General features: G+C 72.9%; 22 protein-coding genes. 18 read left to right on the top strand and 4 right to left on the bottom strand.

From position 1 onward, the window contains the following. The first annotated feature begins 73 nt into the window (after positions 1-73). The 12 genes from ABR738_RS09740 to ABR738_RS09685 all read left to right on the top strand — a co-directional run bounded on the left by ABR738_RS09740 (position 74) and on the right by ABR738_RS09685 (position 12,868). Entirely contained in the window at positions 74-700 is a 627-nt protein-coding gene (locus ABR738_RS09740; protein ID WP_350229574.1) for an NUDIX domain-containing protein, read from the top strand. A 168-nt stretch (positions 701-868) separates the two neighbouring features. Further along, positions 869-2,896, top strand: a complete 2,028-nt coding sequence (locus ABR738_RS09735; RefSeq protein ID WP_350229573.1) for a tetratricopeptide repeat protein — start codon at positions 869-871, stop codon at positions 2,894-2,896. A gap of 163 nt (positions 2,897-3,059) precedes the next feature. Beyond that, positions 3,060-4,175, top strand: a complete 1,116-nt coding sequence (gene ald, locus ABR738_RS09730) for an alanine dehydrogenase (protein WP_350234497.1) — start codon at positions 3,060-3,062, stop codon at positions 4,173-4,175. A 403-nt stretch (positions 4,176-4,578) separates the two neighbouring features. Continuing rightward, entirely contained in the window at positions 4,579-5,730 is a 1,152-nt protein-coding gene (locus ABR738_RS09725; protein WP_350229572.1) for a ParA family protein, read from the top strand. Further along, on the top strand, positions 5,715-6,254 hold the full coding sequence (locus tag ABR738_RS09720; protein ID WP_350229571.1) for a hypothetical protein: 540 nt from the start codon (positions 5,715-5,717) through the stop codon (positions 6,252-6,254). The genes ABR738_RS09725 and ABR738_RS09720 overlap by 16 nt, the downstream gene beginning before the upstream one ends. Positions 6,255-6,327: 73 nt before the next feature. Continuing rightward, a complete protein-coding gene (locus tag ABR738_RS09715; protein ID WP_350229570.1) occupies positions 6,328-7,398 on the top strand; it encodes a segregation and condensation protein A in 1,071 nt (356 codons plus the stop codon). Further along, positions 7,395-8,027 (top strand): SMC-Scp complex subunit ScpB, encoded by a 633-nt coding sequence (scpB, locus tag ABR738_RS09710; RefSeq protein WP_350229569.1) that lies wholly within the window; start codon positions 7,395-7,397, stop codon positions 8,025-8,027. Before ABR738_RS09715 ends, scpB begins: the two co-directional genes overlap by 4 nt. Beyond that, positions 8,027-9,235, top strand: coding sequence for a pseudouridine synthase (locus ABR738_RS09705; protein WP_350229568.1), 1,209 nt, complete (start codon positions 8,027-8,029; stop codon positions 9,233-9,235). The genes scpB and ABR738_RS09705 overlap by 1 nt, the downstream gene beginning before the upstream one ends. 141 nt (positions 9,236-9,376) lie before the next feature. After that, positions 9,377-9,997: a nicotinamide riboside transporter PnuC gene (gene pnuC / locus ABR738_RS09700; RefSeq protein ID WP_350229567.1), complete on the top strand. Its 621-nt coding sequence runs from the start codon at positions 9,377-9,379 to the stop codon at positions 9,995-9,997. Continuing rightward, on the top strand, positions 9,994-11,076 hold the full coding sequence (locus ABR738_RS09695; protein ID WP_350229566.1) for an AAA family ATPase: 1,083 nt from the start codon (positions 9,994-9,996) through the stop codon (positions 11,074-11,076). The genes pnuC and ABR738_RS09695 overlap by 4 nt, the downstream gene beginning before the upstream one ends. Positions 11,077-11,183: 107 nt before the next feature. Further along, positions 11,184-11,858, top strand: a complete 675-nt coding sequence (locus tag ABR738_RS09690; protein ID WP_350234496.1) for an NUDIX hydrolase — start codon at positions 11,184-11,186, stop codon at positions 11,856-11,858. Then, positions 11,855-12,868 carry an ADP-ribosylglycohydrolase family protein gene (locus ABR738_RS09685; protein ID WP_350229565.1) on the top strand — a complete coding sequence of 338 codons (1,014 nt, stop codon included), beginning with the start codon at positions 11,855-11,857 and terminating at the stop codon, positions 12,866-12,868. Before ABR738_RS09690 ends, ABR738_RS09685 begins: the two co-directional genes overlap by 4 nt. A 69-nt stretch (positions 12,869-12,937) precedes the next feature. Here ABR738_RS09685 and ABR738_RS09680 read toward each other — a convergent pair whose 3' ends face one another. Together ABR738_RS09680 and ABR738_RS09675 are read right to left on the bottom strand one after the other, a co-directional pair. Beyond that, positions 12,938-13,630 carry a nucleotidyltransferase domain-containing protein gene (locus ABR738_RS09680; RefSeq protein ID WP_350229564.1) on the bottom strand — a complete coding sequence of 231 codons (693 nt, stop codon included), beginning with the start codon at positions 13,628-13,630 and terminating at the stop codon, positions 12,938-12,940. A 17-nt stretch (positions 13,631-13,647) separates the two neighbouring features. Next, positions 13,648-14,109: a Rieske (2Fe-2S) protein gene (locus tag ABR738_RS09675; protein ID WP_350229563.1), complete on the bottom strand. Its 462-nt coding sequence runs from the start codon at positions 14,107-14,109 to the stop codon at positions 13,648-13,650. A gap of 655 nt (positions 14,110-14,764) precedes the next feature. Here ABR738_RS09675 and aroH point away from each other — a divergent pair. The 5 genes from aroH (at position 14,765) to der (ending at position 19,177) form a co-directional block, all read left to right on the top strand. Then, positions 14,765-15,127: a chorismate mutase gene (gene aroH, locus ABR738_RS09670; protein WP_350229562.1), complete on the top strand. Its 363-nt coding sequence runs from the start codon at positions 14,765-14,767 to the stop codon at positions 15,125-15,127. Further along, a complete protein-coding gene (locus ABR738_RS09665) occupies positions 15,124-16,209 on the top strand; it encodes a prephenate dehydrogenase (protein WP_350229561.1) in 1,086 nt (361 codons plus the stop codon). The genes aroH and ABR738_RS09665 overlap by 4 nt, the downstream gene beginning before the upstream one ends. 100 nt (positions 16,210-16,309) lie before the next feature. Next, positions 16,310-17,017 (top strand): (d)CMP kinase, encoded by a 708-nt coding sequence (gene cmk / locus ABR738_RS09660; protein ID WP_350229560.1) that lies wholly within the window; start codon positions 16,310-16,312, stop codon positions 17,015-17,017. After that, positions 16,975-17,658, top strand: a complete 684-nt coding sequence (locus tag ABR738_RS09655; RefSeq protein ID WP_350229559.1) for a lysophospholipid acyltransferase family protein — start codon at positions 16,975-16,977, stop codon at positions 17,656-17,658. Before cmk ends, ABR738_RS09655 begins: the two co-directional genes overlap by 43 nt. A 70-nt stretch (positions 17,659-17,728) precedes the next feature. After that, positions 17,729-19,177 carry a ribosome biogenesis GTPase Der gene (gene der / locus ABR738_RS09650; RefSeq protein ID WP_350229558.1) on the top strand — a complete coding sequence of 483 codons (1,449 nt, stop codon included), beginning with the start codon at positions 17,729-17,731 and terminating at the stop codon, positions 19,175-19,177. Positions 19,178-19,225: 48 nt separating this feature from the next. On the opposite strand, the gene ABR738_RS09645 is transcribed toward der, so the two are convergent. Then, complete coding sequence (locus ABR738_RS09645; RefSeq protein ID WP_350229557.1) at positions 19,226-19,615, bottom strand: hypothetical protein; 390 nt, start codon at positions 19,613-19,615, stop codon at positions 19,226-19,228. 710 nt (positions 19,616-20,325) lie between these two features. Continuing rightward, a complete protein-coding gene (locus tag ABR738_RS09640; RefSeq protein WP_350229556.1) occupies positions 20,326-21,096 on the bottom strand; it encodes a DUF8842 C-terminal domain-containing protein in 771 nt (256 codons plus the stop codon). Positions 21,097-21,601: 505 nt separating this feature from the next. Between ABR738_RS09640 and ABR738_RS09635 the strand changes: the two genes are divergently transcribed. Further along, positions 21,602-22,312 carry a transglycosylase family protein gene (locus ABR738_RS09635; protein ID WP_350229555.1) on the top strand — a complete coding sequence of 237 codons (711 nt, stop codon included), beginning with the start codon at positions 21,602-21,604 and terminating at the stop codon, positions 22,310-22,312. The last annotated feature ends 224 nt before the right edge of the window (positions 22,313-22,536 follow it).

The following is a 22,536-nucleotide window of genomic DNA, read 5'->3' as shown; positions in this document are numbered from 1 at the left end:
CTCACCAGGGCCGGTACCCCGGTTTCTGTTTCTTTGCTCTGTTGTTGCGCGCGCACTGTGGGAGGACGCCGACATGGCCATCGAGGACACCGCCGAGCACTGGCAGGTCGTGGCGAGCGCCACCCCGTTCACCGGCAACAAGACGGGGGTGCGCACCGATGACGTGGTGATGCCCGACGGCTCGGTCCACCAGCGCGACTACCAGACCCACCCCGGCTCGGTGGCGATCCTCGCCCTGGACGAACAGGGCCGGGTCGTGGTGCTGCGCCAGTACCGCCACCCCGTACGCCACAAGCTCTGGGAGATCCCGGCCGGACTCCTGGACGTGCCGGGCGAGAACCCGCTGCACGCCGCCCAGCGCGAGCTGTACGAGGAGGCGCACATCAAGGCCGAGCGCTGGCATGTCCTGAGCGATGTGTTCACCAGCCCCGGCGGCACGGACGAGGCCGTACGGATCTTCCTGGCCCAGGACCTGTCGGAGGCCGACGGCGAGCGCTTCGAGGTCGCCGAGGAGGAGGCCGACATGGAGCTGGCCCGGGTGCCGCTCGAGGAGCTGGTGCGCAAGGTGCTCGCGGGGGAGCTGCACAACAACTGCCTGGTGGTCGGCGTGCTCGCGCTCTCGGCGGCCCTGCGGGGCGACGGCGTCAAGACGCTGCGGCCGGCCGAGGCGCCCTGGCCGGCCCGGCCGTTCGAGGCGTGAGCGGGCGCGCGGCCCGCCCGGCGCTCGCGATCTGAAAATCTGCTGATCCGATCGGGCGACATCCCCGCCGCGCTCCCCCCGAACGGTCACGAAGCGTGAACTACGCTCGGACTGCCCGTGCGGAGACCCGCACGGTCTCCAGGTGCGCAGGCGGACGGAGCGTGGCCCGTGACGGATCAGGCGGTGGACGTGGGTGGCGCTGCCGCCGGGCAGTGCGCGGGACAATTCCTGGGCAGGCACCGGGAGTTGAAGGAACTCAGGGCCGACATCGAACGCGCCGGACTTGACACCCTGTCAGGAAAGAAGTCGCCCCGGGCCCGGGTCCTGCTGATCGCCGGACGGCCGGGGTCGGGACGCACCGCGCTCGCCGCGGAGCTGGCCCGCCAGGTGGCCGGCGACTACCCCGACGGGGTGCTGCGCGCCGCGCTCACCGAACCGGGCGGGGCCCGGGTCCCGGCCGACCGGGTCGCCCGCGACCTGCTGGACGCCCTGGAGGTGCCGGCGCCGCCAGGAGCGGGCCAGGACGAGCTGACCGAACTGGTGCGCGGCGCCCTCGCGAGCCGCCGGGCCATCGTGCTGCTGGACGACGCGGCCGACGCCGAGCAGGTCGGCCCGCTGCTGCCCGACACCTCGCGGAGCCTGATCGTGGCGACCGCGAAGGGCCCGCTCACCGGCATCCCGGACGTGCGCCCCTGCACCCTGGGCGGCCTCGACACCAAAGCGGCCGTCGAACTCCTCGAGGGCTTCACCGGGTCGGTGCGCGTCACGGTCGACCCGCGCGCCGCCGAATCCCTGGTCGAGGCGTGCGCCGGCCAGCCCGCCGCGCTCGTCCTGGTCGGCGGCTGGCTCGCCGCCCGGCCCAAGGCGGCGGTGTCGGACGTGGCGAAACAACTGCGCGCCCTCGGCGACGACGTGGCCGAACTGCCCAGCTCCGCACGGCCGTTGGCCACGTCCTTCCGGCTCGTGTACGAGTGCCTTTCGCAGCCGTCCGCGCGGATACTGCGACTGCTCGCTCTCGCCCCCGCCGGGATCGCCGACGCGCACACCGCGTCGGCGCTGGCCGGCTGCTCGGTCTCGGGCGCCCAGACGGCGCTCGGCGACTTCGTGGCGTACGGACTGCTGCGCCGCGACCCCGACGTGCCCGAACAGTTCCGTGTGCCCGGCGCCCTCGCCCCGCTGCTGCGCGCGCTGTGCGAGAGCGTCGACCGGCCCGGCGAGGTGCAGCTGGCACGCGCCCGCATGCTGGAGCGCACCGTGCGGCTGCTCCAGTCCTGCCGCGCCGTCACCGAACCGGAGGGCTCGGCCGCCCGCAAGCGCCTGGCCGGCCTGCCGCGCGCGCTGCGCTTTCCGAGCCGGGCCGCGGCCGAGGCCTGGCTCGGCGGCCGAAGGCCCGCGCTGCTGGCCGCCGCCGAGCTCGCCGTGCGGGACGGCGAACTCGACACCCTGGCCCGGCGCCTGGTCGCCGCCCTGGTGCGGGCGCTCGCCGCCCACCGGGGCACCGAGGCGGCCGCCCCCGACCTGTACGGCCTGCACCAGCTCGTCCTGGACGTGGCCGAGCGGCGCGAACTGCACCGCGAGAAGGCGGCGGCCCTGCTGAACCTGGGTGATCTGGACGCGGGAACCGGGCGCACCACCGAGGCGCTGGCCCGCTACCGGCTCGCCCTTGACGCCGGACGCGCGGCGAACGACCCGTACGCCACGGGCCGCGCGATGGAATCCGTAGGCGGCGCCCACCAGGAGCTGGGGGACTGGCAGCGGGCGTCGGACTGGTACGGGCGGGCTCTGTCGCAGCGGCTCGCGCGCGGCGAGCGCGCGGACGAGGCCCGGCTGTACGGGCGGCTCGCCACCGTGCACACCTACGCGGGCCGCTACGGCGAGGCGCTGCGCTGCTGGCGCGCGGCGGTGGCCGGATACCGACGGCTCGGTGATCTCCCAAGCCAGGCAAGGGCGTTGAGCGAGGCGGCCCGGGTCCAGGAGTACGCCGGACGCCCCGAGGAGTCGCTGCGCACCTGCCGGGAGGCGGTGGAGCAGGCGCGCAAGGCCGGTGATCTGCGGTTGCAGGCCGCGCTCCAGCTCCGGCTCGCCGACACCCTGGACCGGCTCGGCGACCCCACGGCGGCCCGGTTGCACCGTGTGACGGCCGATCGACTTCTGGAAGACGAGGCAGCAGCCCCAAGGGACCTGCGAAATCCGTAGCGCTTCAGCCAAAGGTTAGAGCTTTGTAAGGGTAGACAGCGAGAAAACCTTCATTAGACTGGCTCTGCCGCAACTTACTGCGGTGCCTCCCGGTGTGCCGTCGTGCGTCCGGGTATGTATGGCATTGCCCCCCTTTTTCCCTGAGCCAAGGACCGTGATCGACGTGAAGGTCGGTATCCCCCGCGAGGTCAAGAACAACGAGTTCCGGGTGGCCATCACCCCCGCCGGCGTGCACGAGCTCGTACGCAACGGCCACCAGGTCTTCGTCGAGCAGAACGCCGGTGTCGGCTCCTCGATCACGGACGCCGAGTACGTGGGCGCCGGTGCGGAGATCCTTCCCACGGCCGACGAGGTCTGGGCCACCGCTGACCTGCTGCTCAAGGTCAAGGAGCCCATCGCGGAGGAGTACCACCGCCTGCGCAAGGACCAGACGCTCTTCACCTACCTGCACCTCGCCGCCTCCCGCGAGTGCACGGACGCCCTCCTGGAGTCCGGCACCACCGCGATCGCGTACGAGACCGTCGAGACGGCCGGCCGCCAGCTGCCGCTGCTCGCCCCGATGTCCGAGGTCGCGGGCCGCCTCGCCCCCCAGGTCGGCGCCTACCACCTGATGCGCTCGGCCGGCGGCCGCGGCGTGCTGCCCGGCGGCGTCCCCGGCACCCACGCCGGCAGGGCCGTCGTCATCGGCGGCGGCGTCTCCGGCTGGAACGCCACGCAGATCGCCGTCGGCATGGGCTTCCACGTGACCCTGCTCGACAAGGACATCAACAAGCTCCGCGAGGCCGACAAGATCTTCGGCACCAAGGTGCAGACGATCGTCTCCAACGCCTACGAGCTGGAGAAGGCCGTCGTCGAGGCCGACCTCGTCATCGGCGCGGTGCTCATCCCCGGCGCCAAGGCCCCCAAGCTGGTCACCAACGAGCTCGTCGCCAAGATGAAGCCCGGAAGTGTCCTTGTCGACATCGCCATCGACCAGGGCGGCTGCTTCGAGGACTCGCGTCCGACCACGCACGCCGAGCCGACCTTCATGATCCACAACTCGGTCTTCTACTGCGTCGCCAACATGCCGGGCGCGGTGCCGAACACCTCCACCTACGCGCTGACCAACGCCACGCTGCCCTACATCGTGTCGCTCGCCAACAACGGCTGGGCCGAGGCGCTGCGCCGCGACGCCGCGCTGGCGCTCGGCCTCAACACCCATGACGGCCAGGTCGTTTACGGCTCCGTCGCCGAGGCCCACGGTCTGCCGCACGTGGAGCTGAGCACGCTGCTCGGCTAGCGGGACACCGGTTCGTCAACGCGAACCGTCAACCTCACACATCCGGCCGGACCTTGTCGACAAGGTCCGGCCGGATGTGTGTCGCGACACTTCCGCCCGCCGCTGAACACCCGGTTCAACTCGCCTCGAACGTAACCCTTTAACCGTTTCGCGCGCTGGTGAAACGTGGCCTCCGGTGCCCGTACGCCCTTGACAGAGCGGTGTTCCGTTGCCGACACATCGGGCCGGGTCCGGCGGATTGTGTTGCTGCGGACCGGTGACACGCCATAGAGTCGCCAACCGTCGGCATGGTGCCACGCTGACCTATCGATAAAGTTTCCTGGTCACGTCCAAGGAGGTAAGACGACTTGTGAATGAGTCGACATTTACTCCCGGGGGTGGTCAGCCAGGAATCCCTGCGGGGATGTCCGTACGGGGACAGAGCCCTTCGGGGCCCGAGGCTGTCGGCTCCGTCGCGGTCCGCACCTTCGAAACCACCCCGCTCCCCGCGCACGCGGGGATGGTCCCCACCCAGCACATGACGACAGCCCCACGGATGATGGACGGCCTACACGTGAACGCCACGGCCGGCAACGAGAGCGGCCGGGACACCGCCGCGCTCGCCGACTTTGACGAGGTGCCCCAGGGGCACTTCTACGACCCCGACGCCGAGTACGAGCCCGATCCCGAGTACGCGGCCACCCTCGCACCCGACGCGGCCCGCCAGCGCCGCGAGCGGATCGGCCCGACGGGACGGCCGCTGCCGTACTTCCCGATCCCGGGCCCGCTGACCGACCACGGTCCCGCGAAGATCATCGCGATGTGCAACCAGAAGGGCGGCGTGGGCAAGACGACGTCGACCATCAACCTGGGCGCCGCGCTCGCGGAGTACGGACGGCGCGTGCTGCTCGTCGACTTCGACCCGCAGGGGGCCCTGTCGGTCGGCCTCGGCGTCAACCCGATGGAACTCGACCTCACCGTCTACAACCTGCTCATGGAGCGGGGCATGTCGGCCGACGAGGTGCTGCTCAAGACCGCGGTCCCCAACATGGACCTGCTGCCGAGCAACATCGACCTGTCCGCCGCCGAGGTGCAGTTGGTGAGCGAGGTCGCGCGCGAGTCCACGCTCCAGCGGGCGCTCAAGCCGCTGATGCAGGACTACGACTACATCGTGATCGACTGTCAGCCCTCGCTCGGCCTGCTGACCGTCAACGCCCTGACGGCGGCTCACAAGGTGATCGTGCCGCTGGAGTGCGAGTTCTTCGCCCTGCGCGGTGTGGCGCTGCTCACCGAGACGATCGAGAAGGTGCAGGAACGTCTCAACCCCGACCTGGAGCTGGACGGCATCCTCGCCACGATGTACGACTCCCGCACGGTGCACAGCCGTGAGGTCCTGGCCCGCGTGGTCGAGGCCTTCGACGACCACGTCTACCACACGGTCATCGGCCGGACCGTGCGCTTCCCTGAGACCACGGTCGCCGGTGAGCCGATCACGACGTACGCCTCCAACTCCGTCGGCGCGGCCGCCTACCGTCAGCTCGCCAGGGAGGTGCTCGCCCGGTGTCACGCCGAGTGAGTCTGCCCGGGGCCGACGAGCTGTTCCGTACGACCGGGGGGATGGCGCTCTCGCCGTCCGCGCCGAGGCGGGGGGCGGGCGTCGAGGCGCGCGTGCCGGCCCCCGCGGGTGAGAGCGAGCCCGTCGCGGCCGAGCACGCCCCCGAGGCGGAGCACACCGCCGCGCAGGAGGACTCCGGCTCGGGCGAACCGCGCAGCAGGGGCGCCGCCGACGCGGAGGCCGCCAAGGCCCGGCGGGCGCCCGCGCAGGGCGGCTCCGGCTCGGGCACGGCCCAGCAGCGGCGCCGGCAGCGGGCGGCCAACCGGCGGCCCAGCGGGCGCGAGCGGCACGACGAGAAGATCACCGTGTACGTCTCCGCCGAGGAGCTGATGGACCTGGAGCACGCGCGCCTGGTCCTGCGCGGTGAGCACGGCCTCGCGGTCGACCGCGGCCGGATCGTGCGGGAGGCGGTCGCCGTCGTCCTGGCCGACCTGGAGTCGCGCGGCGACGCGAGCATTCTCGTACGGCGTCTTCGGGGGCGGTAGCCGTTAGCCTGCGGCGTGCGGACGTGTGCCGCCCGTGCTTCGTACCGCCCGCTTCGCACCCCTGGAAAGCCTTTTGCCCTCCGCCGACCAATCGGACGCTCCCGCCGCGCGGGGGGCCCGCCGTGCGCTCGGGCGGGGGCCGGAGGATCCTTTCCCCACCCCGCCCCTTCCCAAGACCCTCCGGGGAGATTCTCCGGGTGCGGGCCGGTCGCCGGGAGCGCTGCCCCCGGACCCTCGCCCCGCAAGCGCCGCAGGGGCTGAGCCGGCCTCGCCCGGCGAAGTCGTCGAAAGCGGGGCCGACCCGGTTTCCGGCCGCCCCGTCTCCGACGAACCCGGCGAGCGCCGCTTCACCGTCCGGCTCGACAACTTCGAGGGGCCCTTCGACCTCCTCCTCCAGTTGATCTCCAAGCACAAGCTGGACGTCACCGAGGTCGCCCTGTCCCAGGTCACCGACGAGTTCATGGCGCACATCAGGGCCATGGGCCCGGACTGGGACCTGGACCAGACGACCGAGTTCCTGGTCGTGGCCGCCACCCTGCTCGACCTCAAGGCGGCCCGGCTGCTGCCCGTGGCGGAGGTGGAGGACGAGGCCGACCTCGCGCTCCTCGAGGCCCGTGACCTGCTGTTCGCGCGGCTGCTCCAGTACCGCGCGTACAAACGGATCGCGGACATCTTCAGCGAGCGCCTGGACACCGAGGCGCGCCGGTCTCCGCGGACCGTCGGCCTGGAGGCGCACCTCGCGGAGCTGCTGCCGGACGTCGTCATCAGCATCGGCGCCGAGGGGTTCGCGAAGCTCGCCGTCAAGGCCATGCAGCCCAGGGCGAAGCCGCAGGTGTACGTGGACCACATCCATGCCCCGCTCGTCTCGGTGCGGGAGCAGGCCGCGATCGTGGTGGCCAGGCTGCGGGCGGCGGGGGAGACCACCTTCCAGGTGCTCGCCGAGGACGCCCCGGACACCCTCACCGTCGTCGCCCGCTTCCTTGCCCTGCTTGAGCTGTACCGCGAGAAGGCCGTCGTCCTCGACCAGGACGAGGCGCTGGGGGAGCTGATGGTGCGCTGGAGCGGCGGCGAGCGTGACGAGGGCGGCGGGCAGCGCTGGGTGACCGACGAGTTCGACCATGTGGTGACGGAGGAGAAGGCGTGAGCGAAGGCCTGCGCGTGGAACTGGCGCTGAAGCCGGCCCTGGAGGCCGTCCTCATGGTCGTCGACCAGCCCGCCACCGAGGAACACCTCGCCAAGGTGCTCGACCGGCCCCGGCGGGCCGTGGGGGACGCCCTGCGGGAGCTGGCCGACGAGTACACCGCCCAGGGCCGGGGCTTCGAGCTCAGGCTCGTGGCGGGCGGCTGGCGGTTCTACAGCCGCGCCGCCTACGCCGACGCCGTCGAGGGCTTCGTCCTCGACGGCCAGCACGCCCGCCTCACCCAGGCGGCCCTGGAGACGCTGGCGGTCGTCGCCTACCGCCAGCCGGTCAGCCGTTCGCGGGTCTCGGCGGTGCGCGGAGTGAACTGCGACGGGGTCATGCGGACCCTGCTCCAGCGGGGTCTGGTCGACGAGGCGGGCACGGAACCCGAAACAGGTGCGATCCTGTACAGGACGACGAACTACTTTCTGGAGCGGATGGGCCTGCGCGGCCTTGACGAGCTCCCGGAGCTCGCGCCCTTCCTCCCCGAGGCGGACGCGATCGAGGCCGAGACGCTGGAGGGTGTGCCGTCGTTCGACCCGGACGCGCCCGACGCGCCGGAGACCCCCGCAGACGACAAGACGGAAATGTGATGCGAAGCAGCAGCGGCAGGAACAGCAGCGGAAACAACGGCGGGAGCCGTGGTGGCAACAGCGGCGGCCGCGGCAGCAGTGGCGGTGCCGGCCGGGGTGCCGGCCGGGGCGCCGGAGGCGGGCGCGACGACCAGCGCGGCGGCCGGCCCGCCGGTGGCCGCGACGGCCAGGGCAAGAGCGGCGGCCCGCGCCAGAGCGGCAGCGGCAAGCAGCGCCCCCCGCGCCCCGAGGAGCGCACCTACGACACGGGCTTCGATGACAGGTCGGGCGCGCCCCGAGGCGGTCGTGGTGCCTCCGCGCGCGGCGGCGCCAAGGGCGGCCCCAAGGCGCCCCAGGGCGGCACCCCGGTCCGCCGGGGCCCGCACGGCCAGCGCCTGGGCCAGGCCCGCCCCCGCGAGCTCGACGCCAAGATCGAGCAGCGCAACCGCGACCGGTACGCGGACAAGCCGGACGTGAAGACCCCCAAGACCTTCCCCGGCGCCGAGCAGGAGGGCGAGCGCCTGCAAAAGGTGCTGGCCCGGGCCGGCATGGGCTCGCGGCGCGCCTGCGAGGAGCTGATCGAGCAGGCCCGCGTCGAGGTCAACGGCGAGGTCGTGCTCGAACAGGGCAAGCGCGTGGACCCCGACAAGGACGAGATCAAGGTGGACGGCCTGACCGTCGCCACCCAGTCGTACCTGTTCTTCGCCCTGAACAAGCCGGCCGGCGTCGTCTCCACCATGGAGGACCCCGACGGCCGCCAGTGCCTCGGTGACTACGTCACCAACCGCGAGACCCGGCTCTTCCACGTCGGCCGGCTCGACACCGAGACCGAGGGCATCATCCTGCTCACCAACCACGGCGAGCTGGCCCACCGTCTGACCCACCCCAAGTACGGCGTGAAGAAGACCTACCTGGCCGCCATCACGGGCCCGCTGCCGCGCGAGATCGGCAAGCGGCTCAAGGAGGGCATCCAGTTGGAGGACGGCTACGCGCGCGCCGACGCCTTCCGGGTGGTGCAGCAGACCGGCAAGAACTACCTCGTCGAGATCGAGCTGCACGAGGGCCGCAAGCACATCGTGCGCCGCATGATGGCCGAGGCCGGCTTCCCGGTCGAGAAGCTGGTCCGCGTCGCGTTCGGCCCGATCGGACTCGGCGACCAGAAGTCCGGCTGGCTGCGCCGCCTGACCAACACCGAGGTGGGCATGCTGATGCGCGAGGTCGACCTCTAGAGCAGCCGGCACCGCCGACTCCCCTGAGAGAGCCCGCCTTCCCGTCCTGTACGGGAAGGCGGGCTCTGTCGTCGTATCCCCCCCAACCCCGTGCGCCCGTCCGAACGGGCTTGTGCGCCGATCCCCGAGACCTTTATAGTCATGCTGACCATTAAGGAGATCGGCGTGAGTCTCGACTGGACGGAAATCCTCGGCTTTGCCAGCGGTGCGCTCTGTGTGTGGCTGGTGGCTCGGCAGCACATCGCCAACTGGCCGGTGGGGCTTGCCAACAACGTGTTCTTCATCGTGCTGTTCCTCCAGGCCGGCCTGTACGCGGACGCCGGACTCCAAGTCGTCTTCATCGCCCTCGCCGTGTACGGCTGGTGGACCTGGGCCCACGGGGGTGGACCAGGTTCCCGCACGCTTCCGGTCGGGCGCACGACCCGCGCCGAGTGGCTGTGGCTGCTCGCGGCGGGGGCGGTGGGGACCGTCGCGCTGACGTTCCTGCTCGGCGCGGCCACCGACTCGACCGTCCCGTTCTGGGACGCGCTCACCACCGCCCTGTCCCTGGCGGCGACGTACGGCCAGTGCAAGAAGCTCGTCGAGTCCTGGTGGCTGTGGATCGCGGCCGACGTGGTCTACATCCCGCTCTACGCCTACAAGGAGCTCTATCTGACCTCGCTGCTGTACGCCGGCTTCCTTGCCCTGTGCCTGTTCGGCCTGCGGGGCTGGCGGCGTGAGCTCGGTGCCAGCCCGGCCCGCGCCGTGGAGGTGGCGGCGTGAAGAGGTACCAACACGGCCTGGTCCTCGGCAAGTTCTATCCGCCGCACGCCGGCCACCACCACCTGGTGCGCACCGCCGCCGAGCACTGTGAACAAGTCACCGTGCTGGTGTGCGCCGCGTCCGTGGAGACGGTCCCGCTGAAGACGCGGGTCCAATGGATGCGCGAGGTCCACCCGGACGCCCGGGTCGTCGGCGCCGTCGACGACACCGAGATGGACCTGAACGACCCGGCGATATGGGACGCCCACATGGCCGTCTTCCGCGGCGCCGTCCCCGAACGCGTCGACGCGGTGTTCACCTCCGAGACGTACGGCGACGAACTCGCCCGCCGCTTCGACGCCGCACACGTCCTGGTGGACCTCGACCGCGCCGCGTTCCCCGTCTCCGGCACCGCAGTGCGCAAGGACCCGGTGGGCAGCTGGGGCTTCCTCGAAGAGCCCGTACGCGCCTGGCTCACCCGGCGCGTGGTCGTGCTCGGCGCCGAGTCCACCGGCACCACCACCCTGGCCCGCGCCCTCGCCGAGCACTACCGCGCGCGCGGCGGGGTGTGGGCGCGCACCCGGTGGGTCCAGGAGTACGGGCGCGCGTACAGCGAGGGCAAACTGGCCGCGCTGCGCACCCGCTTCCCCGAAGCGGCATGGGAGGACGTCGAGTTCGGCTCGGACGAGTTCCCGGTGATCGCCGAACGGCAGAACGAGCACGAGGACGCGGCGGCTCGGCTCGGCTCGCCCGTGCTGTTCTGCGACACCGACTCCTTCGCAACCACCATCTGGCACGAGCGCTACATGGGCGGGCGCAACCCGCGGGTCGAGGCGGTCGCCGAACGGGCCGCGCCCCACCACCTGCGGCTGCTCACCGACCACGAAGGCGTGCCCTTCGAGGACGACGGGCTGCGCGACGGGGAGGAGCTGCGGCCCTGGATGACCGACCGGTTCCGGTGCGAACTCACCCGCACCGGGCTGGAGTTCATCGAGGTGCGTGGCCCGCACGAGCAGCGCCTCGCCACCGCCGTCGCCGCCGTGGACGCGCTGCTCGGCCGGGGCTGGGGCCTCGCCGACCCGCTGCCGGAGCGACGGTGAGCGCGGCCGGGCCCCGAAACCCGGAGCGCGGGAGCGCGGCCGCGCGGCCGCCGGGCAGGGCGCCCGAGGGGTACGACCCCTACGCCTTCGAGCCGTTCGCCGTCACCGTGGACCTCGCCGTCTTCACGGTGCGCGACGGGGCCCTGCACGCCCTGCTCATCCGGCGCGGCCAGGAACCGTTCGCGGGGGCCTGGGCCCTGCCCGGCGGGTTCGTGCTGCCGCGCGAGTCCGCCGAGGCGGCCGCCCGGCGCGAACTGGCCGAGGAGACCGGGCTGGCGGACGACGTGGTGGCCACCCTCCACCTGGAGCAGCTGCGCACCTACAGCGACCCCGACCGCGACCCCCGGATGCGGGTCGTCTCGGTGGCGTACACCGCGCTCGTGCCCGATCTGCCCGAACCGCACGGCGGAGGCGACGCGGCGCACGCCGAATGGGTCGCCTGCGGCAGCGAGGGCCGGCTCGCCTTCGACCACGCCGCCATCCTCGCCGACGCACGCGTCCGCATCGGCGCCAAGCTCGAGTACACCTGCCTCGCCACCTCCTTCTGCCCGCCCGAGTTCACCCTCGGCGAGCTCCAGCAGGTCTACGAGACGGTCTGGGGCACCGCGCTGGACCGCCCCAACTTCCGCCGCAAAGTGCTCGCCACGCCCGGCTTCGTCGAGCGGGTGGCAGGGGCCTCGCGGCTGACCGGCGGCCGGGGCAAACCGGCCGCCCTCCACCGGGCGGGCCCCGCGACCGCGCTGCACCCGCCCCTGCTGCGCCCGGAGGGACGACAGTCATGAACCGTGCCGCGAAACAGACCGCCACCGGAGCCCTGATCGGCCTCGCCCTGGGGGACGCCCTCGGCTTCCCGACCGAGTTCAACGACGTACCCGCGATCCTCGCGAAGTGCGGGCCGTGGCGCGAGATGGCGCTGCCGAGGCCCGCGATCGTCACCGACGACACCCAGATGACGCTCGCGCTCGGACGTGGCATCCGCACCGCCATGGACCGGGGGCTGCTCGGCCCGGCGGGCCTGGAAGGGCCCGTCCGCGCGGAGTTCGTCGACTGGTACCACTCGCCCGAGAACAACCGCGCGCCCGGCCGCACCTGCCTGGTGGCGTGCGCGCGGCTCGACAGCGCCATGCCCTGGCGGCAGGCGAGCCAGATCGACTCCAAGGGGTGCGGCGCCAACATGCGGGTCGCGCCACTCGGGCTCGTGCCGGGCCTGAGCGAGGAACAGCGGGCGGGCGCCGCACAGTTGCAGTCCGCGCTGACCCACGGCCACCCCACCGCGCTCGCCGCCTGCGACCTCACCGCGCGCGCCGTGTACCTGCTCGCCCAGGGCGCCGACCCGGCGGGCCTGGTCGGCCGGCTCCGTTCGTACGCGCTGGAGAACCGCACCCGCTACCACGAGCGCTGGCTCGGTGACCTGTGGACCCACGCGCAGGACCGGGACCCGGGCCACTTCATCGCGCGCGGCTGGGACGACTGCCTCGACGCCCTGGACCGGGTGCTCAAGGCGCTGCGCGACCCCTCGCCCGAGACCGACCCGTGCCTGGCCACCGGCGACGGCTGGGTGGCCGAGGAGGCCTTCGCCACGGCCCTGGTCTGCTTCCTGCTCTTCCCCGGCGAACCCCTCACCGCCCTGCGCCGGGCCGCCTGCACCCAGGGCGACTCGGACTCCATAGCCTGCCTGACCGGCGCGTTCGCGGGTGCCCACCTGGGCGCGGCCGCCTGGCCGAAGGAGTGGGCCGAACGCATCGAGTACCGAGGTGAACTGCTGACCCTGGGGGCGCTCTGGGACGCCTGAGCGCTGATCGGCCTCGCGCGCCGGTTTCGTGCGCGTGGTCGGACGGCCGCGTGCGTCATGGCGTGCGTCCTACGCCGGGGCCTTCAGCGCCGACTCCCGGCGGGCCCGGTACAAGAAGTCCGCCACCCGCGCCCGGTCCGGCTCGGCCGGCAGCGGGGAGGCCGGAGCCGCCTCCTCGGATTCGGTGGCCAGGCGGACCACCCAGGACTCCACCTCGTGCCACGTCACCTCGCCACGCTTCACCGCGAGCAGCCGCTCGCGCCCGGCGCCGACCTCGATCGTCAGCTCCCCGGTGCGCAGCAGGTCGCGGCAGCTCGTCAGGAGCCGCAGCAGATGCATCGCGTGCTTCCAGCGCGGCGCGCCGTGCGTGCGCACATCGGCGTCGAGCTTCTTGCGCTGGCCGAGCGCGTAGCGCGCGAAGCTCGCGTATGCCCGCCGTGAGAGGAACGCCCCGCGCAGCGCCAGAAGTTCCCGCCCGGTCTCGTCGGCGTACTGGACCAGCGGCGAGTGCAGGCATTCCAGGACGTTCGGGTTGGAGTGCAGGGCCAGGTCGCAGAACCGCTCCAGCTCCCAGCTGAACTGTTCGTCGGCCGGGCCCTCCACGTGCGTCGGCGGCTTGTCGAAGCGCCAGAACAGCGGGGTCGGCGCGAGGTAGATCCCACGTACGTCGGTGTCGCTGTCCTCGGTCGCGAGCCCGAAGGCGCGCGAGCCCATGACACAGGAGTAGACGGTGTGGTCTGCGACCAGTTCTTCGGGCGTCATTCGTCCATGGTCGCCGGTCAGGGGAGCAGGATCGAACCCTTGTCCACGGTGATCTGGCGCGCGGGCAGCGGGCGCGTGGCGGGGCCGTGGGCGACCGAGGCGTCCGCGACGTGGTACTTGCTGCCGTGGCAGGGGCAGTTGATGGTGCCGCCGGACACGCTGGAGACCGTGCAGCCCTGGTGGGTGCAGATCGCCGAGAACCCCTTGAAGGTGCCGGCCCGGGGCTGGGTGACGACGACCTTCTGGTCCGCGAAGATCTTGCCGCCGCCGACGGGGATGTCCGAGGTCTTGGCCAGGGCGTGGGCGGGCTGCGACGCGGGCGGGCTCGACTGGGCCGGGGTGGCGGGGGTGCCCGGGGCGCTCGGAGTGGGTGTCGTACTCCCGCCGCCGTCGCCGGAGTTCGAGCAGCCCGCCAGGGCCGCCGCGGCGCCCGCCGTCGCGAGAACCGTCCGGCGGGTGGGGGTGCTGGATGTTTCCATCGTGTGCTCCTCAGGTCGTCACGCCGGCGCCGGAAGGACGCGGCAGGAGCATCCTGGCGGCCGCGTGGGCCGGGGCGAAGCACCGACGGGGCCGGTGTGCCCGTTTGCACGCGTCCGGGGCACGGTGGGGGTCCGGGGTGAACCCTGGGTGCGCGGGTGCGGGTCGCTTTGTGCCGGTTGCGTAGTTCCCCGCGCTGCCCTGGCGGGGCTGGTGTTGGCCCGCGTGGGCAACCCGGGGCAGCGCTCATGCCGACCCAGCCAGGCAACCTCAGCCCGTCCGGCGTTTGAGGACGAGGCCGTTCAGGCCGAAGGGGGTCTGGGGCGGAGCCCCAGGGGCCCCGGCTGCGGACCGTGCGTGGCTGGGCGCGCAGTTCCCCGCGCCCCTGACTACTCGGCGCTGGCCTGCACAGGCATACCCAGCCTGTCCGGCGATTGAGGACGAGCGCCCTTCAGGCGCGAAGGGGGTCTGGGGCGGAGCCCCAGGGGCCCCGGCTGCGGACCGTGCGTGGCTGGGCGCGCAGTTCCCCGCGCCCCTGGCGGGGCTGGTGCCGGCCAGCGTCGAGACCTCGCGCCCCTGGCGGGGCTGGTGCCGGGCAGGGTGGACCGTAGGGTGGGGTGGAACAGTGGGCGATGGCCGGGATCCGAGGAGTGCGTCGTGGCGGTACGAGCGGTCCGCGGGGCCGTCCAGCTGGAGCGGGACGAAGCCGGACACATGGACGAGCGGGTCGGCGCGCTGCTCACCGAGATCCTTGAGCGCAACGGCCTGACCCCGGACGACCTCATCAGCATCTGGTTCACGGCCACCCCCGACCTGCACAGCGACTTCCCGGCCGCCGCCGCGCGCCAGCTGGGCCTCGCCGACGTCCCCCTGATCTGCGCGCAGGAGCTGGACATCGCCGGCGCCATGCCCCGCGTCGTGCGCGTCCTGGCGCACGTCGAGACGTACCTCGACCGCGCCGAGATCGCCCATGTCTACCTCGGCGCCGCAGCCGACCTCCGCAAGGACATCGCCCAGTGAGAACCGCGCTCGTCATCGGTACCGGCCTGATCGGCACCTCCGCCGCCCTCGCGCTCGCGAGCCGGGGCGTCACCGTGCACCTGGCCGACCACGACCCCGCCCAGGCCCGCACCGCCGCCGCGCTCGGCGCCGGCACCGACGAGGCGCCCGCGGGCCGGGTCGACCTCGTCGTCGTCGCCGTGCCGCCGGCCCACGTGGCCGCCACCCTGGCCGGCGCGATCCGGGACGGTGTGGCGCGCGCGTACATGGACGTGGCCAGCGTCAAGGGCGGCCCGCGCCGCGCACTGCTCGCGCTCGGCTGCGACCTCGGCTCCTACATCGGCACGCACCCCATGGCCGGCAAGGAGCGCTCGGGCCCGCTGGCCGCCACCGCCGACCTCTTCGAGGGCAGGCCCTGGGTGCTCACCCCGACCCACGACACCGACACCGAGGCGCTGAACCTGGCGCTCGAACTGGTCGCGCTGTGCCGTGCCGTACCGGTCGTCATGGACGCCGACGCCCACGACCGCGCGGTCGCGCTCGTCTCGCACACCCCGCAGCTGGTCTCCTCCATGGTCGCCGCCCGTCTCGAAGAGGCCGACGAGACGGCGGTACGGCTGTGCGGCCAGGGCATCCGCGATGTCACCCGCATCGCCGCGTCCGACCCGGGCATGTGGGTGGACATCCTCTCCGCCAACCCGGGCCCGGTAGCCGACGTGCTGGCCGGCATCGCCGCCGACCTGGACGAGACGGTGCGAGCCCTGCGCTCGCTCGACTCCGCCGACCAGGACAAGCGCCGCGACGGCGCCGAGGGCATCGAGGACGTGCTGCGCCGGGGCAACGCGGGCCGATCGCGGGTGCCGGGCAAGCACGGCGCCGCCCCCGCCACGTACGAGATCGTGGCCGTGCTGCTCAGCGACGAGCCGGGCGGCCTCGCGCGGCTCTTCGCGGACGCGGGCCGGGCCGGCGTCAACGTCGAGGACGTACGCATCGAGCACGCGACCGGCCAGCAGGCGGGCCTGGTCCAGCTCATGGTGGAACCGGCCTCGGCCCCTAACTTGACCGCCGCGCTGCGGGAGCGGGGCTGGTCCATCCGGCAGTGACGCGCTCGTCCCGCCCGGCGGGACGGGGGGCTCGCACGAGCCAGTAACCTTGTACGGGGCGGATTTGCGTCCCGTGCATCCCCCGCCCCGTACCAGGAAGGTGTCCGTCACCGTGGAAAGCGCCGCCCGGACCGCCCCGGCAGCAGTGGTTGTCGCCATCGACGGCCCCTCCGGCACCGGCAAGTCCAGCACCTCCAAGGCGGTCGCCGCCAAGCTGGGGCTGAGCTACCTGGACACCGGCGCCCAGTACCGGGCGATCACCTGGTGGATGATCACCAACGGCATCGACGTCGCCGACCCGGCGGAGATCGCGGTGGCCGCGGCCAAGCCCGTGATCGTCTCCGGCACGGACCCGTCGGCGCCCACCATCACCGTCGACGGCGAGGACGCGTCGGGCCCGATCCGCACGCAGGAGGTCACCTCCAAGGTCAGCGCGGTCAGCGCAGTCCCCGAGGTGCGGGCTCTGATCACCCAGTTGCAGCGCGACATCGCGGCCGGGGCCGGACAGGGCATCGTGGTCGAGGGCCGTGACATCGGCACGACCGTGCTGCCCGACGCCGATCTGAAGGTGTTCCTGACCGCGTCGCCCGAGGCGCGTGCGGCCCGCCGCAGCGGTGAGATCAAGGGCGCCGACGTGGCGGCCACCCGGGAGGCCCTGATCAAGCGGGACGCGGCGGACTCCGGTCGCAAGGCCTCCCCGCTCGCCAAGGCCGACGACGCCGTCGAGGTGGACACCACCGAGCTCACCCTCGACCAGGTCATCGAGTGCGTCGTCACCCTCGTCGAGGAGAAGCGGGCCGCCAAGTGACGGTTGTCTCCCACCGGGGCGTCGAGATCGGGCGCCGGATCGGTGTCGGTCTGATGTACGGCCTGTGGCGGCCCCGGGTGCTGGGTTCCTGGCGGGTTCCGGCGGCCGGTCCGGTGATTTTCGCCGTCAACCACTCCCACAACATCGACGGCCCGATGGTCATGGGCACCGCGCCGCGCGGCACCCACTTCCTGATCAAGAAGGAAGCCTTCGTCGGGCCGCTCGGCCCCTTCCTCGAAGGCATCGGCCAGCTCAAGGTGGACCGCTCGGTCGCCGACCGCACCGCGATCACCGACGCGCTGGCCGTGCTCGATGAGGGCGGCGTCCTCGGGATCTTCCCCGAGGGCACCCGGGGCGAGGGCGACTTCGCGTCGCTGCGGGCGGGCCTGGCCTACTTCGCCGTACGGTCGGGGGCGCCCGTCGTCCCGGTGGCCGTCCTGGGAAGCACCGAGCGCCGGGGCCGGTTGATAAAGGGGCTGCCCCCGCTGCGCAGCCGCGTCGACGTGGTCTTCGGAGACCCCTTCCCGGCGGGGGACGGCAGCGGACGCCGCACCCGCAAGGCGCTCGACGAGGCCACCGTCCGCATCCAGGACCGGCTCACCGGCCACCTGGCGAACGCCAGGCGCCTGACCGGGCGCTAGGCCAGACTTTCAGTAGTGGACCGCTCGATCGCGGTCCACCGATCACGACGATGAACGAGGTACGGACTTCATGAACGACCAGCACGACCACGGAGCACTCGGCGACGCCGAGTTCGCGGAGTTCATGGAGCTCGCCGCCGAGGAGGGCTTCGACGCCGAGGACATCGAGGAGGCCCTTGACGAGGCCGGCCACGGCCCGCTTCCGGCCCTCGCCGTCGTCGGCCGCCCCAATGTCGGCAAGTCGACCCTGGTGAACCGCATCATCGGCCGCCGCGAGGCCGTGGTCCAGGACAAGCCCGGCGTCACGCGTGACCGCGTCACCTATGAGGCCGAGTGGGCGGGCCGCCGTTTCAAGGTCGTCGACACCGGCGGCTGGGAGCAGGACGTCCTCGGCCTCGACGCCTCCGTCGCGGCCCAGGCCGAGTACGCCATCGAGGCCGCCGACGCGGTGGTCTTCGTCGTCGACGCGACCGTGGGCGCCACCGACACCGACGAGGCCGTCGTGCGCCTGCTGCGCCGGGCCGGCAAGCCCGTCGTGCTCGCCGCCAACAAGGTCGACGGCATGTCCGGCGAGTCCGACGCCGCGACCCTGTGGTCGCTGGGCCTCGGCGAGCCGTTCCCGATCTCCGCGCTGCACGGCCGGGGCACCGGCGATCTGCTCGACGAGATCCTGAAGGCGCTGCCGGAGGCCCCCGAGCAGCGCTTCGGCACCGCGGTGGGCGGCCCGCGCCGCATCGCCCTGATCGGCCGCCCCAACGTCGGCAAGTCCTCGCTCCTGAACCAGGTCGCCAAGGAGGACCGGGTCGTCGTCAACGCGCAGTCCGGCACCACGCGCGACCCGGTCGACGAGCTCATCGAACTGGGCGGCATCACCTGGAAGTTCGTCGACACGGCCGGCATCCGCCGCCGCGTCCACCTCCAGGAGGGCGCGGACTACTACGCCTCCCTGCGTACCGCCGCCGCCGTCGAGAAGGCGGAGGTCGCGGTCGTCCTCATCGACACCAGCGAGTCCATCTCCGTGCAGGACCAGCGCATCATCACCATGGCCGTCGAGGCCGGGCGCGCGCTCGTCATCGCGTACAACAAGTGGGACACCCTCGACGAGGAGCGGCGCTACTACCTGGAGCGCGAGATCGAGACCGAGATGCAGCAGGTCTCCTGGGCGCCCCGGGTCAACGTCTCCGCGCTGACCGGCCGCCACATGGAGAAGCTGGTCCCGGCGATCGAGACGGCGCTGGCGGGCTGGGAGACCCGGGTCCCCACCGGCCGCCTCAACGCCTTCCTCGGCGAGCTCGTGGCCGGCCACCCCCACCCGATCCGCGGTGGCAAGCAGCCGCGCATCCTGTTCGGCACGCAGGCGGGCACGAAGCCGCCCCGGTTCGTGCTGTTCGCCTCCGGGTTCATCGAGGCGGGCTACCGGCGCTTCATCGAGCGCCGGCTGCGCGAGGAGTTCGGCTTCGAGGGCACCCCGATCCACATCTCGGTGCGGGTGCGCGAGAAGCGCGGGCGCAAGAAGTAACTCCCCCACGGGGGCCGTGAGGGAGCGATTCCCTCACGGGAGAAGGTTTCAGAGCCCTCTGCGGGGGCCGGGCGGCAGTGCCGCCGGGAGCTGATGCTGCCCGGCGTGCTGCCGCCCGTTCGCGTTCATCGCCGGGTGCACATGCCAGTTCCCCGCGTACGTCGTCGGGAAGTGCTGGGTCTGGTGGCCGGACTGGTGGCCGGTGCGTGAGCCGTGCGACACCGGTACGAACCCGGTGCCGAGCGCCCCGAAGCGGACGAACCCGAGATGCTCCTCGCCGGACCGGTCGCCGGGCAGCGCGCGGAAGGACCGGAGGTATTCCGAGTACAGCGCGTCGTAGATCGGCGTGGGGGAGTGGGCTCCCGAAATGTCGCCCGAGGGGCGCATCGCGGGAATCTGGGACTGGTACGGCTGGCGGGAGGGGTCGTATGAGTGCACGTCTGTGCCAACGACCCCGAGGGGCCGGGGATGCGGGGTGCGCCGGCTTATCGGTAGCGCGGGCCGGGGCCCCCACGCCCCTTCGGCGCGGCGGGGCGCTTTTGCGGCCCCGCACCTTTTCGCGGCGGTGCGGGCCCGAGGCCCACGCGCGGTTGATGGGGTGCGGCGCGATGCCCACGTCCCTTCGACGGGCGCGGGGCGAGGCCCCCTGCTTTTTCGGTGCGGTTCGGGCGCGGTACCCACGTGTCTACGGGCTGCGGGGCGCGCTGGGCCCCGCGCCGTTGGTTGGGTGCGGCGCGATGCCCACCTCTCTCGATGGGCTGCCGGCGTGAGGCCCCTGCGCCGCTGATGGGGTGCGGCGCGATGTCCCGCCTTTTCGCTGCGGTGCGGGGTGCGGTGCCCTGGTCCCTCCGACGGGTGCGGGGAGAGACCCCTCGCCCCGTCTGTGCGGTGCGGGCGTGACGCCCACGTCCCTACGGGGTGCGGGCGCGAGCGCATGCGCCGTCGGTGGGGCGCGATGCCCACGCCCTGTCGACTGGGTCCGGGCGGCGCGGGCTCCTGCCTTTTCTGTGCGGTGCGGGCGCGACGCCTACGTCCCTACGGGGTGCGGGGCACGAGGCCCGCGCCCGTCCGGCCCGGGCGGGGTGGCACGCCCGCACGCCCACACCCTCACGGTGGCCCGGTCGGCGGGGGCGCCGTGAGGGTGTGGGTCAGGTGCCGGCCAGGGGCATGGCGGCGGCCACCAGACGGCCGTCCGCCGCGGCCTTCTCCAGGGCGTCCCTGAGCAGGTCCTCGCGGGGTTGCTGGCCGATCACGCCGACCGGGACGGCGAAGACCAGCACGCGCTGGGTCTTGTTGGCGGCGGCCCGCCAGCCCTCGGTCACCTGGAGCGGCTGGTGCGCCTGCCACCACGACACCGAGCCGTTGCCGCCCGTGCCGGGCTGGAGCACCGCGTGCAGCTGGCCCATGGCGAGCAGCACGGACCAGCCCGGCAGCACCGAGGGCAGCCGGCCGACGTCCGAGACCGGCACGAAGCCCTGCTCGATGAGGAGCGGGAGGAATTCGTCGGTGGTGCCGCCCGAGCCGGGCCGGGCGATCGGCACGGTCGGCTCCACCACGAGCGCGGGGTGCAGATCGCCCTCGATCAGGACGAGGCCGCTGGTGATGCCCAGCACCGCCTGCCCGCCTCCGCCACCGGCCGCCTCCTCGCCCGTGATGGAGCGGACGGCGCCCTGCAACTGCTCCTCGGCGACCTGGACGACCTGGGAGGGGATGCAGCTGGCGTGGGCGAAGGCGAGGACCGCGGTCTCCTCGCCGACGAACAGGACGGTGCTGGTGCGCTCCTGCTCGGAGTCGCCCGGTGTGCGGCAGGAGGTGCAGTCGTAGCTGCCCGGGGCGTTCTCGCCGGCGAGCAGCCGCTCGGCTTCTTCGTCGCCGATCTCGGCGCGGACGTCCTCACTGACGTCGAGCATGCGCGGCACGGGTGGCTCCTAGGAACTGAGTGGATGCGCCGGGCGGTTCCCGGCTTCTCTCGTACAAACGACAACGGACGATCTGTGGCCGGGGTCACGCGCGAAGTCGAACGGGATCCGACCGCTCCCGGCGGAGGGTGAATCCGACCCCGGAACCCCTCACTCCCTGTCAACACATGCGGGGTGCATGGAAGTTGGCGTGGTGAGCTGAGACACAGATCATCTCGAAGCCTGGTCAGTAAATGCCGATATCTGCGCATCAAGTGGGTGTCCGAAAATCACCGATACCCCGGGTAACAGGCAACTGGCCTGCCTGGACGGGGAGTTGGTTGATGCCGGGCCGCGCGAGTCCCTAGATTCCACCGCCGTGTGCATCGAGCACCGCCCGGGACCGCCCGCCGGCCGCACAGCCAGTCACGACCTCCCGGTGGGCGGGGGCGGCTCGGGACGTGGCGCCGGACGCGCCGGGGACCGGGCAGCCCAGGGGGACCCCGGGTCCTTCGAAAGGGATTTCATGTCCGTTGGTACCAGTGGTTCCAGCTCCTCGCGCAGGCGTGGGACGGCGGCGCTGATCGCGGCCGCCGCCGTGGCGCCGTTCGCGCTGCTCGCCGCCACCGGCCAGGCCTCGGCGGCCGACGCCGGGGTGTGGGACCGCATCGCCCAGTGCGAGAGCGGCGGAAACTGGCACATCAACACCCACAACGGCTACTACGGAGGGTTGCAGTTCGACGCCGGGACCTGGCGGGCGCACGGCGGCGGCGCGTACGCGCCCACGGCCGACGGCGCCAGCAGGGCCCAGCAGATCGCCGTCGCCGTCAAGGTGCAGCGCGCACAGGGCTGGGGCGCCTGGCCGTCCTGTTCGCGCCACGCCGGAGCATCGGGCAGCGTCCCGGCGGGCGCGGAGCCGGCCGTCCGGCACGCACCGGCCGCGCCGAAGCCGTACAAGGCGCCCGCCGCGCCGCGCCGGGTCGAGGCCACCAAGCCCGAGCACAAGGCGGCCGCGCCCGAGCACCACGCGGCCGCGCCCGAGCACCACGCGGCGCCGCCGCGCCCCGAGGTCGCATCCGCCGCGCCGTCCGGCTCGTACACGGTCCGCGCCGGTGACACGCTCTCCTCGGTCGCCGAGGCCCACGGCGCCCCCTGGCAGGCGCTGTACGCGGCGAACCGGGCCGTCATCGGCACCGACCCCGACCTCATCCTGCCCGGGCAGCGGCTCGCCCTCTGAGGTCTCGGGCCCCGTCCGGCCGCCCGGACGGGGCTCCGCCGCGCCCGCCCCACCCCGCGCCGCCACCGCGCCCCACCCCGCGCGCCGAGCCGCGCCGGCCGTCCCCAACCGCCCCCGCCCCAGCACCGCTGTGACCTGCGCGGATGCGCGGCCGGAGCGGAGGGGTGGCCGACCCAAGTAGAGTCCGTTCCTGACCGAAGGGTTTCGATTCCGACCAATCCGAC

Source organism: Streptomyces sp. Edi4 (assembly GCF_040253615.1).
Taxonomy (GTDB): Bacteria; Actinomycetota; Actinomycetes; order Streptomycetales; family Streptomycetaceae; genus Streptomyces.
This window is presented reverse-complemented; position numbering and strand designations above follow the sequence as displayed.